The sequence below is a fragment of the Dermacoccus sp. PE3 genome, from assembly GCF_001021715.1.
Lineage (GTDB): Bacteria > Actinomycetota > Actinomycetes > Actinomycetales > Dermatophilaceae > Dermacoccus > Dermacoccus abyssi.
Genome location: NZ_LDCM01000003.1, coordinates 292,516 through 307,548, shown reverse-complemented (window position 1 = coordinate 307,548; position 15,033 = coordinate 292,516). Strand labels below are relative to the sequence as shown.

General features: G+C 68.0%; 13 protein-coding genes. 1 reads left to right on the top strand and 12 read right to left on the bottom strand.

What is annotated here, in order from left to right:
- Positions 1 to 51: 51 nt before the first annotated feature.
- The 10 genes from smc to AA983_RS14905 form a co-directional block, all read right to left on the bottom strand.
- Positions 52 to 3,594, bottom strand: a complete 3,543-nt coding sequence (gene smc, locus AA983_RS09305) for a chromosome segregation protein SMC (protein ID WP_047311966.1) — start codon at positions 3,592 to 3,594, stop codon at positions 52 to 54.
- 9 nt (positions 3,595 to 3,603) lie between these two features.
- On the bottom strand, positions 3,604 to 4,371 hold the full coding sequence (gene map / locus AA983_RS09300) for a type I methionyl aminopeptidase (protein ID WP_047312201.1): 768 nt from the start codon (positions 4,369 to 4,371) through the stop codon (positions 3,604 to 3,606).
- Positions 4,372 to 5,004: 633 nt separating this feature from the next.
- On the bottom strand, positions 5,005 to 5,877 hold the full coding sequence (gene mutM / locus AA983_RS09295; protein ID WP_047311965.1) for a bifunctional DNA-formamidopyrimidine glycosylase/DNA-(apurinic or apyrimidinic site) lyase: 873 nt from the start codon (positions 5,875 to 5,877) through the stop codon (positions 5,005 to 5,007).
- Positions 5,870 to 6,682 carry a ribonuclease III gene (gene rnc, locus AA983_RS09290; RefSeq protein ID WP_047311964.1) on the bottom strand — a complete coding sequence of 271 codons (813 nt, stop codon included), beginning with the start codon at positions 6,680 to 6,682 and terminating at the stop codon, positions 5,870 to 5,872. The genes mutM and rnc overlap by 8 nt, the downstream gene beginning before the upstream one ends.
- A gap of 20 nt (positions 6,683 to 6,702) precedes the next feature.
- The gene (gene rpmF / locus AA983_RS09285) at positions 6,703 to 6,897 is read right to left on the bottom strand and encodes a 50S ribosomal protein L32 (RefSeq protein WP_047311963.1); all 195 of its coding nucleotides are present in this window, start codon (positions 6,895 to 6,897) and stop codon (positions 6,703 to 6,705) included.
- Between the two features lies 1 nt (position 6,898).
- Complete coding sequence (locus tag AA983_RS09280; protein ID WP_047311962.1) at positions 6,899 to 7,480, bottom strand: DUF177 domain-containing protein; 582 nt, start codon at positions 7,478 to 7,480, stop codon at positions 6,899 to 6,901.
- 114 nt (positions 7,481 to 7,594) lie between these two features.
- Positions 7,595 to 8,080, bottom strand: a complete 486-nt coding sequence (gene coaD, locus AA983_RS09275; protein ID WP_047311961.1) for a pantetheine-phosphate adenylyltransferase — start codon at positions 8,078 to 8,080, stop codon at positions 7,595 to 7,597.
- Positions 8,080 to 8,718 carry a 16S rRNA (guanine(966)-N(2))-methyltransferase RsmD gene (gene rsmD, locus AA983_RS09270; protein ID WP_047311960.1) on the bottom strand — a complete coding sequence of 213 codons (639 nt, stop codon included), beginning with the start codon at positions 8,716 to 8,718 and terminating at the stop codon, positions 8,080 to 8,082. The genes coaD and rsmD overlap by 1 nt, the downstream gene beginning before the upstream one ends.
- Positions 8,718 to 10,898, bottom strand: coding sequence for an ATP-dependent DNA helicase RecG (locus tag AA983_RS09265; protein ID WP_047311959.1), 2,181 nt, complete (start codon positions 10,896 to 10,898; stop codon positions 8,718 to 8,720). Before AA983_RS09265 ends, rsmD begins: the two co-directional genes overlap by 1 nt.
- Complete coding sequence (locus tag AA983_RS14905) at positions 10,891 to 12,336, bottom strand: DAK2 domain-containing protein (RefSeq protein ID WP_052947045.1); 1,446 nt, start codon at positions 12,334 to 12,336, stop codon at positions 10,891 to 10,893. Before AA983_RS14905 ends, AA983_RS09265 begins: the two co-directional genes overlap by 8 nt.
- A 296-nt stretch (positions 12,337 to 12,632) precedes the next feature.
- Between AA983_RS14905 and rpmB the strand changes: the two genes are divergently transcribed.
- Positions 12,633 to 12,827, top strand: coding sequence for a 50S ribosomal protein L28 (gene rpmB, locus AA983_RS09255; protein WP_047311958.1), 195 nt, complete (start codon positions 12,633 to 12,635; stop codon positions 12,825 to 12,827).
- Between the two features lie 177 nt (positions 12,828 to 13,004).
- Here rpmB and AA983_RS09250 read toward each other — a convergent pair whose 3' ends face one another.
- Positions 13,005 to 13,337: a hypothetical protein gene (locus AA983_RS09250; protein WP_197078996.1), complete on the bottom strand. Its 333-nt coding sequence runs from the start codon at positions 13,335 to 13,337 to the stop codon at positions 13,005 to 13,007.
- Between the two features lie 11 nt (positions 13,338 to 13,348).
- Positions 13,349 to 15,028 (bottom strand): sodium:solute symporter family protein, encoded by a 1,680-nt coding sequence (locus AA983_RS09245; protein WP_047311957.1) that lies wholly within the window; start codon positions 15,026 to 15,028, stop codon positions 13,349 to 13,351.
- Between the last annotated feature and the right edge of the window lie 5 nt (positions 15,029 to 15,033).

The window sequence follows — 15,033 nt, the reverse complement described above, 5'->3', positions numbered from 1 at the left end:
CACCGATTGCCAGTTGCCACGCGGACGGCTCAGGCGCTGTCACGCGTTCTCCTACGGAACACGGACGTCGCCCAGCCGCTGGGAGACCACGGTCGTCACGCCGTCGCCACGCATCGTCACACCGTAGAGCGCGTCCGCGACCTCCATCGTCCGCTTCTGGTGCGTGATGACGATGAGTTGGCTCGAGTCGCGCAGCTCTTCGAACAGGGTGATGAGTCGCCCGAGGTTCGCGTCATCGAGCGCGGCCTCTACCTCGTCCATGATGTAGAAGGGGCTCGGTCGCGCCTTGAAGATCGACACGAGCAACGCCACCGCCACGAGCGAACGCTCTCCACCGGACAGCAGCGACAAGCGCTTGATCTTCTTGCCCGGCGGGCGGGCCTCGACGTCGAGGCCGGTGGTCAGCATGTCGTCCGGGTCGGTGAGGACAAGTCTCCCCTCGCCGCCCGGGAACAGCCGCGAGAAGACGCCTTCGAACTCGCGTGCCACGTCGTGGAAGGCTTCGGTGAAGACCTGCTCGACGCGTGCATCGACCTCGTCCACGATGGACATCAGGTCCTTCTTCGAACCGCGCAGGTCGGCGAGCTGCTCGGTGAGAAAGGTGTGGCGCTCCTCGAGCGCGACGTACTCCTCGAGCGCGAGCGGGTTGACCTTCCCCAACTGCTTGAGGTCGCGCTCGGCCCGCTGGAGTCGCTTCTCCTGCACGTTTCGCTCGAAGGGCACCGGCTCCGGCGTCTCCTCCCCCTCGGCGACTGGTTCGAGGTGCGGGACAAGCTGATGCGGCCCGTACTCCTCGACGAGCACGTCCGGGTCGATGCCGAGTTCGTCGCCAGCTCTCGTTTCGAGCGCCTCGATGCGCAGTCCCTGCTGCGCACGGGCCACCTCGTCGCGGTGCACCGAGTCGGTGACCTCCCGCAGGGCGTCCGCCTGCTCCTGAGCCCGCTGGCGGGCGGCCTTGAGTTGCGCCTCGCGTTCTCCCTTGGCCTGCGCCTCGGCGTCACGCAAGTGCACGAGCCGTTCGAGGGCGCGACGGACGTCGGCCGAGGCCGACTCGGCGTGCGAGCTCACCGTCCGTGCCACGCGCGCAGATTCCTCGCGCCTGCGTCGCCTCACCTCGGCCCGCTCGCGCGCCGCGAGCTCAGATCGTGCGGCCGCTTCGAGCGACTCCGCCCGACCCGAGAGCGCCCGTGCCCGTTCCTGGCGGGTGCGCAGCGTCAACCGGTGTTCGGTCTCCGCCGTTCGGGCGGATGCTGCGAGCGCCGCCAGGCGGTCTCGTTCGGCCACCGACGGTTCCTCGTCGCTCGGCTCTTCCTGGGCGTGAGCAAGCCGTAGCTCGAGTTCTTCGAGTTCGCCGCGGTTCGCTTCGAGCGCCACGCGAGCCTGCTCGATGGAACTACGGATACGCTCTCGCTCGTGATCGGCTGCGGCGATCGTCTGGTGATGACGCGCCAGCTGCTCTGCGGTCGAGTCGATCTCGGCGTCGCTCTCGGAGAGCCGGTCCGCCGTCGCGTCGGCGGCCGCTTGTGCCTCACGAAGCGGCCCGGCGATCTCGTCCAGTTCCGTGGCGAGGTCACGTTCGCGCTCTGCTTGTGCCTGGCTGTCACGCCGCGCGTCGTCCAATGCAGCGCGCAGTTCGAGCGCTGAACGCCCCGGACGCCCCCCTCCGCGCACGAAGGTCGGTGCATAGACGTCGCCGTCCGCAGTGACCGCACGCGCGCCGCTCGCCACGACGGCAAGTGCCGCCTCAGTGTCGGGGACGAGCGCGAGCCTGTCGACGAGGACGGCGACGGCGGCCGCGAGGTGGTCCGGCACGGTCATCACGTCACGTACCCAGACCGCGCCGTCGGGCAGTTCCGGCCAGGCGCCGGAGTCGGGGGCGCTCGCTCCGGCGACGACGAGGCCGACCCGACCCCCCTCGTGATCACGCAGATGCCCGAGGAGACGCGCGGCGTCCTCGTGCGACGCGATGACGAACGATTCAGCCGCCCACCCGAGCGCGACGGAGACGGCCGCCTCGTGGCCCGGTTCGACCCGTAAGGCTTCGACGAGTTCACCGCCGAGGCCGGCGACGTCGTCGGGGAGGTTCTCACGGGACGCCCCGGCCGAACCCAGGGACATCTCGAGCGCCTCGGCACGGGCTGAGGCGGCGCCACTTCGTTGCGACGCGGTGTTGCGCGCGTCACGCAGTTCGCGGCGTCGCTCGTCGAGCTCCGCCAGTCGCGACGTGGCTTCCTCGGCCGCCGCGTTGAGGGCCTCCTCGCCCGACTCGAGCTCCGCGAGGCGTGCCTGCAGAGTTTCGACCTCACGTCGTGCTTCGTCGACGCGCTCCGACGATCCGCCCAGAGTGCCGCGCAATCGACCGATCTCGGCCTCACCCGCCTCGACGCGAGAACGTCGAGCCTCTACTTGACCGTGAAGCTTGGCCAGGCCCTCTCGACGGTCGGCGGCTGCGCGCGCGAGGCGCACAATCCGCTGCTGCTCCCCCTGGTGGGCCCGCTCGGCTTCCTCGCGGGAGCGGACTGCCTCGTCGACGGCCTTCTGCGCTTCGTCGGCCTGAACCTGGAGTTCGAGCTCCTCCCCTCGCACACGCTCGGCCTGCCGTCGCAGCTGCTCGGGGTCGCGACCCGAGTGCGACGGTTCGTCGTCGGCCGCCATGAGGCGTACGCGCTCGCTCGCCAAACGGGCGGTCGCATCGAGCTTCTCCGCAAGGGAGGTGAGGGAGTACCACTGCTGCTGGAGCGCGTCGAGTGCGGGAGCCTTGCGGGCAGCGTCGTCCTCGAGTTCGGAGACAGCGCGTTTCGCCTCGGCCACGGAAGCCTCGAGACGCGTGCGACGTTCGACGAGTGCCTTCTCGTCGGCGAGGTCGGCCTCGAGACCCGCACGCTGCTGGACGAGATCGTCCGCCAAGAGGCGAAGGCGAGCGTCGCGCACCGTCATCTGGATAGACCGTGCCCGACGCGCCGTCTCCGCTTGTCGTCCGAGCGGCCCGAGTTGACGACGCACCTCGGCCGTCAGATCGGCGACGCGGGTGAGGTTTCCCTCCATCCCCTCGAGCTTGCGCAGCGCCTTCTCCTTGCGGCGGCGGTGCTTGAGGACGCCGGCAGCCTCCTCGATGAAGCCGCGGCGCTCCTCCGGTGTGGCTCGCAGGACGGCGTCGAGCTGGCCCTGGCCGACGATGACGTGCATCTCGCGGCCGATACCCGAATCCGAGAGGAGCTCCTGGATGTCGAGGAGCCGGCAAGGCGTGCGGTTGATCGCGTACTCCGAGCCGCCGCCACGGAACATCGTGCGGCTGATCGTCACCTCGGTGTAGTCGATGGGCAACGCGCCGTCGGAGTTGTCGATCGTCATCGTCACCTGGGCACGCCCGAGCGGCTGACGCCCGGAGGTTCCCGCGAAGATGACGTCGTCCATCTTGCCGCCGCGCAAGCTGCGCGCACTTCCCTCGCCCATGACCCAGGCGAGAGCGTCGACGACGTTGCTCTTGCCCGATCCGTTCGGGCCGACGATGCAGGTGATGCCCGGCTCGAGGACGAGGTCGGTTGCCGAGGCGAACGACTTGAACCCGCGCAGGGTCAACGACTTGACGTACAAGCGGCTACCTCACGAACGAGCCGTGAGCACGAGCGGGCCATCGCCCGTCACGGCGACGGTGTGCTCGCTGTGAGCGCCGCGGGAGCCGTCGACGCTGCGCAACGTCCAGCCGTCGGCATCCTGAACGAGTTGATCGGTGCCGGCCATGAGCCACGGCTCAATGGCGATGACGAGACCCTCTCGCAGCTTGAGCCCACGCCCCGCCCGCCCGTCGTTGGGCACGTGCGGCTCGCCGTGCATGGTGCGGCCGACGCCGTGGCCACCGAACTGCGTGTTGACGCGGTATCCCGCACCGTGACACACGTCCGCAATGGCAGCCGAGATGTCACCGAGCTTGCCGCCGGGGCGGGCCTGTTCGATGCCGGCGGCAAGGGCGCGCTCAGTCGTCTCGATGAGACGCAGATCTTCGTCGCGCGGCGTGCCCACAACGACCGAGAGCGCGGAATCACTCACCCAGCCGTCCAACGAGGCTGCGAAGTCGACCGAAAGGAGGTCGCCGTCGGCGAGGGTGTAGTCGTGCGGCAGTCCGTGAAGAACCGCGTCGTTGACGCTCGTGCACAACACCTTGCCGAAGGGGCTCGCGCCGAAACTCGGGTGATAGTCGATATAGCACGACTCGGCTCCGGCATCCTTGATCATGCGGTGAGCGAGCGCGTCGAGCTCGAGCAGATTGACGCCCACGTCCGCGGCCTCACGCAGAGCGGTGAGGACGGAGGCGACGAGCCGACCGGCAGGCTTCATCTCGTCGAGTTCACGGGGCGTTCGCAGTTCGATCACGATCCAACGGTAGTGGAGAGCGACGACAGCCTCCGCCACCCGCAGACGTTGTCAGGACGAGAACGCGACCAAGTCGACGGAAAACGACTCCTCCTCCGGTCAAATCCAAGGTGCTGGCCATAATGAGGTGGCTTGCGCCACAATCCAATCCGTGATTGGACGCATGCCCAATAATGACTCGTTGCGGCCCCGCCTGCTGCTCAGCGGCGCGCTGCGGCAAGTTTCGTGTGGGCTCCACTGCATCGGATCGACGATGCCCGCGCTCACACTTGTTCTCGCCGGCCCCATCCTCGTGATTGTCGGCATTCACCGTGCCCTCGAGGCCGCATTCGGGCGCTCGGTCATCCCCGGCTGGCACCCCGAGCACGCAGAATCGCTCCTCGTCACATTCCTCGCTCTCGCAGCATCGACGTCGGTGGCCGCCGTGTTGCTCGCCACGAGTTGGGGCCTTCACGCGGCGAGGCGCCGCCTGTGTCCTTCCCCGAGCGGCCCGAACTCTCCACGTCCCCCGCAACGACGCTCGGGCGGGACGTTTCCGGCGCAAGCACGCGTGCTGCTGGTTCCGTTCACGAACGGCTCACTGACCCCTGCCCCTCCGTCGAGGCAGACCGCTACACCCCGCGTCCGCGGGGATCAGCGGGGCGGCTTCTGACAGGTCGGGCAGAAGTGTGACGAGCGGTTCATGAACTGCTCGCGCGCGATGAGCGTTCCGCACCGCCGGCACGGCTTGCCCTGCTGGCCGTAGGCGTCGAGGGAGCGGTCGAAGTAGCCGCTCGCGCCGTTCACATTGACGTACAGCGCATCGAAGCTCGTGCCCCCTTGGGCGAGCGCTTCGCGCATGACGCCCTGCGCTGCCGTCAACAGGTCGACCATCTGACGTTTCGTCACCTTCGAGCCCAGCCGCCTGCCGTGAACGCCCGAGCGCCACAGCGCTTCGTCGGCATAGATGTTGCCGATACCGCTCACCACACCCTGGTCGAGAAGCATGCGCTTGACGGCGACGTCCTTGCGTCGCATGAGACGCGCGACCGCTTCGGCGTCGAAGGCGTCCTCGAGCGGATCTGGTGCGATGTGCGCGATTGTGCTCGGCACCTCACGTCCGTGCGCCATCGTCATCTCGTCGAGATAGAGCCCACCGAAGGTTCGCTGGTCGACGAAGCGCATCTGCATCGGCGCAGCGTCAGATGCGTCGCCGTCGAGGTCGAACACGGCGTGCGCGTGCTTCTCCATCGGCGCATCCGCCGCCTCGACGAGAACCTGACCACTCATGCCGAGGTGGACGACGAGGGCGTCGCCCTCCCCCGCGAACGTCAGCCACAGGTACTTGCCGCGCCGCTCGGCCGACTCCACACGGCGTCCGCGCAGGACGTCGGCCAGGTGATCCGGGCCCGGCACGTGCCGGCGCGCGACCCGTGCTCCGGTGACCCGAGACGTGACGAAGGCCTGGCCGACCACGTGGTCGGCCAGGCCTCGACGTACGACTTCGACTTCGGGGAGCTCAGGCATCGGAACGCGGCGAGACGTCCGATTCGGCGTCGGCTACCGCCTCTGCCGTCGTGACGCCGGAGTTCTTCGCCGCCTCCTCGCGCAGGCTCACCCATGCGTTCTCGGCGGCGAGCATCTCTGCGCTCTTCTTGTTCCGCCCGGTGCCGATGCCGAGCACCCGCTCGTCGACGACGACCTTCGCGGTGAACACCTTGTCGTGATCGGGGCCTTCGCCCTCGACGACGTACGCGGGCGCGCCGAGGCCGGCGGCCGCAGTGGCCTCCTGCAACGACGTCTTCCAGTCGAGCGCCGCGCCGAGGCTGGCCGTCCGTGACATCAACGGGTCGATGAGGTGATGCACGATCCGCCGTCCGGCCTCGATGCCGCCACACAGGAACACAGTGCCGATGACGGCCTCTGTCGTGTCGGCGAGGATCGAGTCCTTCGTCCGGCCGCCCGTGGCGAGTTCACCGCGTCCGAGCAGCAGATAATCGCCGAGGTCGAGCTCACGCGCCACCTCGGCGAGGGCCCGCGAATTGACGACGGCGGCCCGCTGCTTGGCCAACTGCCCCTCGGGAGCGTCGGGGTGGTCGCCGAAGAGCGTCTCGGTGACGACGAGACCCAGCACGGCGTCGCCGAGGAACTCCTGGCGTTCGTTGTGCGGGATTCCGCCGTTCTCGTACGCGAACGAGCGATGGGTCAGGGCACGACGAAGCAGCGGCTCATCGACGTCCGTACCCGAGATCTCACTGAGTTCTCGGGCCAGATCGCCGACGGGCCGCTGCGTAGCGTCAGCCGCCGACCGCTTCGAGCTTTTCTTGCCCACGGTCTGGCGAGTGAGGCCGGTCAGGCCTGGTGCTCGGTGCGCTCCGCGGCGCCGTAGTGACGGCCGTTGTACGTGCCGCACGACGGGCACGCCATGTGCGCCTGCTTGTTCGCGCCACACGACGGGCACGCCTGCAGAGCGACCGGCGTCGCCTTCCAGTTGGCTCGGCGCGAGCGGGTGTTGGCGCGCGACATCTTCCGCTTGGGGACAGCCACGTCAGTTCCTCTTCTCGTCGTGTGCCGGATCGGCGTCGGCCAGGTTGGCCAGTGCCGACCAGCGGGGGTCGATAGCTTCGTGGTGGTGGTCAGGATCGTCCGCGAGCCGGGCGCCGCATTCGGCACACAACCCGGGGCAGTCCTCGCGACACACCGGTTGGAACGGCAGTGAAGGCACTACCGCATCCCTCAGCACGGGCTCGATATCGGCGTCGTCGCCGTCGAGCTCGGGCAGTTCGTCCTCGTCATCGCCGCCGGCCACCTCACGGTGGTGCGCGGCACGCTCGGCGTAAGCGAACAGTTCCTGAAAGTGAACGTCAACAGGAATGCTGACGTCGTCCAGGCACCGCACGCAGGCGCCGGTCGCCGTCGCTTCGACCTCACCGGTGATGAGGACGCCCTCCATCACGGCTTCGAGACGCAGGTCGAGCCCCATGGGCTGACCTTCCTCGATGCCGATGACGTCGGTGCCGAAGTCGGCCGGAGTCGCGACATCACGATGCAGACGCAGAGAATTACCGGGTCGGCGACCGAGTTCCCTGGTGTCAATCACCAGAGGTCGGCGCGAATCAACCTGGTTCATTACCCTGCCGTCTTCGTGAGTCGTGTCTTCGATCGCTTCGGCCACAGCGATGGCGTGGGCCGACGTGCAAGTCTACGCCAGCGCGTGACGCCCACCCAAATCGTCCGGCCGACCTCAGCCGGCGACGCCGAGTCGCTCGAGAAGCGGGCCGTGAACGGCCTCGGGAACCATGCCGGAGATGTCTCCCCCGAGTGTGGCCACCTGCTTGATAAGCGAGCTCGACAGGTGATCCATGCCGGGGTTTCCCGGCAGGAACAGCGTCTCGAGCCCCGAGAGCGAACGGTTCATCGTGGCCATCGGCAACTCGTAGCTGAAGTCGGTCTCACCCCGCAGGCCCTTGACGACGATCGGCGCCTCGAGGCGCGCACAGACCTCGACGAGCAGTTCATCCGCGAAAGCCTCGGCGCGCACGTTGGCTAGGTGCGCGACCGACTTCTCGATGAGGCCGACGCGTTCGTCGGCCGTGAACGTGCCCTGCTTGTCCGGGTTGTAGAGGACGGCAACCACGACCTCGTCGAACAGGCGCGCGCTGCGCTCGACAACGTCGAGGTGGCCGAGGGTCAAGGGATCGAACGATCCGGGGCAGACACAGCGTGTCATCACTTCTCCTCGGTCGCGGCCGCGGGAACGACTTCGTCCAGCGTGGCGACGACGGCGTCGACGTCGTCAGGGTCAGGGCCTTCGCTGAACTCGGCGAACCACATCGTCGTCTCGCCGTAGACGCGCGGCTCCCACGGTGCGAGCCGCTCGTGCCACGTGGGTTCGGGCGAGCGCGACGAACGCTCGATGACGACCAGGGCGCGCGGTGCGAGCCAGCCGCCCTCGACGAGCGAGTTGATGGCCTGACGCAGCTGCTCCTCACTGACCGAGTACGGCGGGTCCATGAGGACCAGGGCGGCCTGCACAGTGGCGGGCTGGTCGAGGAATCGCTCGACGGCCTGCGTCACGACGCGTACCGGCGAGAAACCGAGGTTGCGCACGTTGGTGCGGATGACGGTGGCGACGCTGCGGTTGGCCTCGACGAGGGTGACGGACGCGGCACCACGACTGAAGGCCTCGAGTCCGAGGGCGCCCGATCCTGCGTAGAGGTCGAGGACGTCGGCTCCGAGCATGGCGCCGAGGTGCTCAAGTCGTGAGAAGAGTGCTTCACGCACACGATCCGCGGTGGGCCTCGTGCCCACGCCCGCTGGCGTGTCGAGCCGCCTGCCGCCTGCTTTTCCGGCGATGATGCGCGTCATTAGCCTCTCTCCAGGAACTCGGCCTGTTGGTCGTCGACACGCTCGCGCGCAGCCTGGGCCAGCAGGGGGTGATCGGCCATCGTCGGGTCTTGTTCGACGAGCGCTACGGCTTCGTCGCGGGCCTTGGCGATGACCTCGAGATCTGACGCCTTTGTCAGTTCCAACCAGTCGAGGGACGTACGGCGACCACTCTGCGCGGCGCCGAGCACGTCACCCTCTCGTCGTAATTCTAGATCCAGGTCGGCGATGGCGAATCCGTCGGTCGTCCCCGCGACGCGGCCGAGGCGTTCGAGGGCCTCCGGGGACTCGGAGCGTGTGACGAGCAGGCACAGACCGCCGTGCTCCCCTCGGCCCACGCGGCCGCGGAGCTGGTGCAGCTGGGACAGGCCGAAGCGATCGGCGTCGACGATGACGATCATCGAGGCGTTGGGCACGTCGACCCCCACCTCGATGACGGTGGTGGCCACGAGAACGTCGACCTCTCCCCCGGCGAATCGCCGCATGACGGTGTCCTTCTCGTCGGCCGGCAACCGGCCGTGCATGAGATCGATCGAGACGCCTCCGAGTGCCGGCAGGTGACGCATCTGCTCGATGAGCTCCACGACACCGACCGGACGTAGCGCCTCACCGTCATCGGCAGGCGTGCCCGGGTCGACGAGCATTGCCCCGGAGCCGTCCTGCGCGTCACCGATCCGACCGGCGACGACGTAGACCTGTCGGCCTGCGCGGCACTCCTCGGCGATGCGCTCCCACACGCGGTTCATCCACGCCGGGTTCTGCGCCTGCACGACGTGGCTGACGATGGGTGCCCTCCCCCGCGGCAGTTGCCGCAGGGTAGAGACGTCGAGGTCGCCGAACGCCGTCATCGCCACGGTGCGGGGTATCGGCGTCGCCGTCATGACGAGCACGTGCGGCGGCGTGGCTGCCTTCGAGTTCAGCGCGGAACGCTGCTCGACTCCGAAACGATGCTGCTCGTCCACCACCACGAGCCCGAGATCGGCAAAATCTACGTGCTTCTGCAGCAGGGCATGGGTTCCGATGACGATGCCGGCCTCGCCGGATACGATGTCGAGCAGTGCCTGCGAGCGCGCCGAGGTCGACATCGATCCCGTGAGGAGCGTGACGCGCGTGCCGTCGGCGTCCCCGCCGAGTTGCCCGCGTTGCGCGAGGTCGCCCAGCATGGCGCGCATCGACGTGGCGTGTTGCGCCGCGAGCACCTCCGTGGGCGCGAGGAGGGCTGCCTGTGCGCCGGAGTCGACGACGGCGAGCATCGCCCGCAGCGCCACGATCGTCTTACCCGAGCCGACCTCACCCTGGAGCAGTCGGTGCATGGGCACCTCACGCGCGAGGTCGTCGGCGATGGCGGCACCGACCTCGACCTGCCCCGACGTCAGCTCGAACGGGAGAGCGCGGTCGAAGCGCGCGAGCAGACCGTCCGGGCGCGGGACGCGAGGCGTCGCGGGTACCGAGCGAGCCTTGGCCCGGCGCTGCGCGAGCACGAGTTGAGTGATGAACGCCTCGTCGAAGCGGAAACGCTTCTTCGCCGCGCCCACGTCCGCCATGGTGCGCGGCAGGTGCGCGGCGCGCATGGCACGCGTGAGATCGGGCACGCCCATGCGCTCACGCAGGTCGTCGTCGAGCGGGTCGGGCAAGGTGCCGACCGCGTCGAGCACCTGCTTGATCGACAGCGTCAGACTGAGGTTCGTGATCTTCTCGACCTGTTTGTAGACCGGCACGAGGCCGTTCTCGTAGATGCTCATGTCAGCGTCGTCCATGAGCGAGTACTGCGGGTGGGTGAGCTGCAATTGCTTTCCGTATAGCCCCAGCTGACCGCTGAAGAGGGCTCTCTTACCCGGCCGAAGAATGCCGTAGTGCGGGTGCGCACTGAAGAACGTGACGAGCGCGCGCTGGCCCGCGTCGTCGACGATGACGGCGTTGGCCATGGAACCGCGCCGGTTCTTCATGCGCCGCTGCGTCATCTCCGCCACCTCGGCGGTGAGAACGACGTGCTCGCCGAGTTCGAACTCCGAGAAGCTGCTGCCGGCGTGGGCGTCGATGTAGCGGCGCGGGAAGTAGTGAAGGAGGTCGCCGACCGTCTCGAGGTTGCGCGCCTTCGCGAGTTTCTTCGCGCTCGTGCCGAGCACCTTGACGAGCGGTGTCTCGAGCGTTACCTCACTCATGGATCACTCCGAGTTGGACGAGGAAGCCCGATCGCAGACGCAGGAGGTCGAGCTCCGCTCCGACGCGTTCGGCCTCGGCTTCCAGGAAGGTGACGAACTGCTCTGCCGCGGCCGGTTCGGCGTCCGGCGCGATGCAGGCGGTGACGACCTCGGCTCCCTCGAAATGGCTGCGCACAAGATCTCGCGCGGCACGCCACGTGCCCGCCTGCAGTACCTCGATCTCCTCATCGGCATCGAAGCCCGTGGCAACGGCGTCAAGGCCCGCGAGCAGTGTGACGAGACTGTGACTGCGGGCTCCGTCACCGGGAGTTCCCCGGTCGGCGAGGACGAGAGTCGACCGGTTGTCCGGTTCGGCGATGCGCTCGCTGACGGCGGCCCCGAGGCTGCGCGCATAGCGCTGCACGGCCTCGTCCTGGGCAACGACGACGACGTCGCTGACTGTGTCGAGGCCGCCGGCGAAGCGCGTGACCGCGATGTTGTTCACGGACCCCGCGTCACGGGCATGGGAGACCGCGACGAGCGGAAGGTCGGTGTGCACGTGGAGGCGGTGGATACCGTCTCCACCGGCGACGACGACGCTGTCACCGACCTCGGTGAGGCGCGAGCGCAACGAGGCGGCCACCTCGTCCGTGAGCCCCTCGATCACGCCCATGACTTCGAAGGCCGGACCGTCGCTCGTCACCTGACAGCCGCCCTCCGAACGGACGCTTCGCGCCTCGGCGCGGGGCAGCCAGGAGCGTTCGCTGGCACGAGGAAGCCCGTGGCGTCCGCTCGCAACACGGCTGAGGCACTCGAGCACGATGGCGAGGCCGGCTCCGCCGGCGTCGACGACCCCCGCCTCGGCGAGGACGGCGAGTTGTTGCGGAGATCGGGACAGGGCGAGCTTCGCGCCGTCGAACGCCGCCTGCGCCACGTCGTCGACCTGGGGCGTCTCGCCGGAGTGCACGGCCTCGGAACGAGCGTGGCTCGCCGCGACGGCCGCCGCTTCGGCGACGCTGAGCATGGTTCCCTCGACGGGGTTGTCGACGGCTCCTCTCGCCGAGGATGCGCCGGAGTGCAGGGCCCGCGCGAGAGCGTCGCCGTCCAGCCCGAGGGCAACGGCCTCGTCCACGCCGTCGGGGTCGACGGGCAACGCTCCGAGCGCTCCGACGAACCCCCGCACGTACCCCGAGAGGATGACCCCCGAGTTGCCCTGAGCCTCACGCGTGATGGCACCGAGCACCTGGCGCAGGTCGGAGCGAGCGGTGCGCGCACCCGGATCGAGTTCTTCGACTGCGCGAAGGCCGGCCTCGAGGGTGGCGCGCATGTTCGTGCCCGTGTCGCCGTCGGGCACCGGGTAGACGTTGAGGGAGTTGAGGATCGTCTCCGACGCGGCAAGCTCTGCTCGGGCCGCGACGAGGACGCGGGCGAGGGAGGCCAACGTGAGCGTCGTCGTCATGGCGCTCCTCCGTCCTCGCTCATCCGTGACTCACGGGCGACGCGTGGGCTGAGGCACCCACGAACCGCTCGTTCGCCCCTACTCTGGCACAAGGCACCGACAATGGAATCGTGGGTGAATCGCTGCCCACCTGACGGCTGACGCCCCGCGCGTGCGCCCGAAGGGACCCACTCGCCTCGTTTTGCTCCGCCCGGTGGGCCTCGGCTATGCTTCCCAGGTTGCCTCCGTGTCGCCCGTCGTCCTGACGTGCCTGCCGGGGCGAAACCCAAGAACGTTCATCGACTTCAGGAGAAACCGTGGCTGCCACCTGCGACGTCTGCGGCAAGGGACCGGGCTTCGGTCACAACATCTCGCACTCCAACCGCCGCACCAAGCGTCGTTGGAACCCGAACATCCAGCGCGTTCGCGCGATGGTCGGCGAGGCTGGCGTGACCCCGAAGCGTCTCAACGTCTGCACCTCCTGCCTCAAGGCAGGTAAGGTCAAGCGCTGATCTCAGCACTTGCGTCAAGAAACCCGGCTCCGGCCGGGTTTTTTGTTGCCCGCCTTCACGATGTTGCCGTGAAAACGCGGCATCCCTCCCGCGGTAACCGCTCACCATCGGTGGGTACGCGTGAGCCGGGCGCCCCCTTCAGGGGGACGCCCGGCTCAGTCGTTCGCAGTCAGTACCTCAGTGGGCGCTGGGCTGCTCGTGCTCCGCGGCGGCCTTGTCCTCGGCGAGCTGACGCTCATCGACGACGATCGGGCGAGTGACTGCCCAGCCGATGAGCGCTGCCGCCAGGACGAGCAGACCGACGCCGGTCCACAGGTTGAGGTTCGCGCCGTCGGCCTTGGCCCGGTCGGCCTCGCTCGTCGTGAAGCTCATCCCGACGAGGATGACGCCGTAGATGCCCATGAGGGCACCGATGATGTTGCGGATGTCGAACAGGCCCGCGCGGTGACGCGCGGAGTTGGCCGCCTTCGCGGTGCCTGCTCCGGCCTTGTCGTTCGTGGGAGTACTCATGGTTCAACCCCTCAGTGGAAGACGATGTTGAGCAGGATGACGAGGGCCAGCGAGATTCCGGCGAGCTTCGTCGGCGACTGCCACCAGCTCGTGGTGGTGTCCTCCTCGAAGTCCTCCTTCGGCGTCTCGCTGTAGACGAGGCCGCGCAGCGACTCCGCCGGCTTCGGCTGCGTCGCGAGGCTCACGACGTAGCTGACGAGGACGTCGACGACGAACGCCGTACCGGCAGCCACGAACGAGGCGCCCTGGCCACCGATCGGGATGACGCCGACGGACAGCCCGCCGAGAGCGTCCTCGGAGAGCACCGCGACGATGACCGCGCCGACGGTACCGGAGACGAGACCGGCCCAACCGGCCGTGGCCGTCATGCGCTTCCAGAACATACCGAGGATGAACGTGGCGAACAGCGGCGCGTTGAAGAAGCCGAAGAGCGTCTGCAGGTAGCTCATCGCGTTCTCGTAGCTGGCGGCGAGGAACGAGGTGAAGATCGCGACCACCGTGGCGACGACCGTCATGATGCGGCCGATGCGGATGTAGTACGCGTCGTCACGCTCCTTGACGACGTACTCCTGCCAGATGTCGTAGCTGAAGACCGTGTTGAACGCCGAGATGTTGGCGGCCATACCTGCCATGAAGGCGGCGAGCATACCGGCGATGGCCACGCCGAGCAGACCGTTCGGCAGCAGATCACTCATGAGGTACAGCAGCGCGTTGTTGTAGTCGGCGCTGCCACCCGAGGCCTTGGCCTTGGCGATCTCCGGCACGAGCACACCGGCGATGATGCCGGGGATGATGATGATGAACGGGATGAACATCTTCGGGAACGTGCCGATGATCGGAGCACGGCGAGCCGAGTTCATGTCCTTGGAGGCCATGACGCGCTGAACCTCGACGAAGTTCGTCGTCCAGTAACCGAAGGAGAGCACGAAGCCGAGACCGAACACGATGCCGATGACGGACCAGACCGAGCTCGTGAAGCCGGTCAGGGAGTTACCCGGCCACGAGGCGAGTTCGCCGTCGGTACCTGCGGCCTGCATCTTGTCCTGCAGGCCGCCCCAGCCGCCGACCTTGTGCAGGGCGGCGAGCGTCAGCGGCAGCAGTGCGGCGACGATGACGAAGAACTGCAGCACCTCGTTGTAGATGGCAGCGGAGAGGCCACCGAGGGTGATGTAGCTGAGGACGATGACGGCGGCGACGATCGTCGAGACGGTCATGTCCCAGCCGAGCAGCATGTTGACGATCTTCGCCAGCAGGTAGAGGTTCACACCGGCGATGAGCACCTGCGCGAGCGCGAACGAGATCGCGTTGACGAGGTGGGCGCCGGTACCGAAGCGGCGCTTCATGAACTCCGGCACCGAGCGCACGCCCGAGCCGTAGTAGAACGGCATCATCACGATGGCCAGGAACAGCATGGCCGGGATCGCGCCGATCCAGTAGTAGTGGAACGTCGGCATACCCATCTGGGCACCGGACGCGGACATACCCATGATCTCGACGGCACCGAGGTTGGCCGAGATGAAGGCGAGGCCGGTGACCCAGGCGGGCAACGATCGGCCGGACATGAAGAAGTCGATGCTCGAACTCACCTGACGGCGGGCCAACAGGCCGATGCCGAGAACGAAGACGAAGTACAACGCGATGAGCACGTAGTCGACCGGCCCTGCGTCGAGACGCAGTGCGGAGGTATCCATAGGCA

What these genes read in the sequence shown, in the direction of transcription:
- mutM (WP_047311965.1), bottom strand. Translation starts at nt 5,877, where the DNA reads ATGCCTGAGCTCCCCGAAGTCGAAGTCGTACGTCGAGGCCTGGCCGAC.
- AA983_RS09280 (WP_047311962.1), bottom strand. Translation starts at nt 7,480, where the DNA reads ATGAACCAGGTTGATTCGCGCCGACCTCTGGTGATTGACACCAGGGAA.
- coaD (WP_047311961.1), bottom strand. Translation starts at nt 8,080, where the DNA reads ATGACACGCTGTGTCTGCCCCGGATCGTTCGATCCCTTGACCCTCGGC.
- rsmD (WP_047311960.1), bottom strand. Translation starts at nt 8,718, where the DNA reads ATGACGCGCATCATCGCCGGAAAAGCAGGCGGCAGGCGGCTCGACACG.
- AA983_RS09265 (WP_047311959.1), bottom strand. Translation starts at nt 10,898, where the DNA reads ATGAGTGAGGTAACGCTCGAGACACCGCTCGTCAAGGTGCTCGGCACG.
- AA983_RS14905 (WP_052947045.1), bottom strand. Translation starts at nt 12,336, where the DNA reads ATGACGACGACGCTCACGTTGGCCTCCCTCGCCCGCGTCCTCGTCGCG.
- AA983_RS09250 (WP_197078996.1), bottom strand. Translation starts at nt 13,337, where the DNA reads ATGAGTACTCCCACGAACGACAAGGCCGGAGCAGGCACCGCGAAGGCG.
- AA983_RS09245 (WP_047311957.1), bottom strand. Translation starts at nt 15,028, where the DNA reads ATGGATACCTCCGCACTGCGTCTCGACGCAGGGCCGGTCGACTACGTG.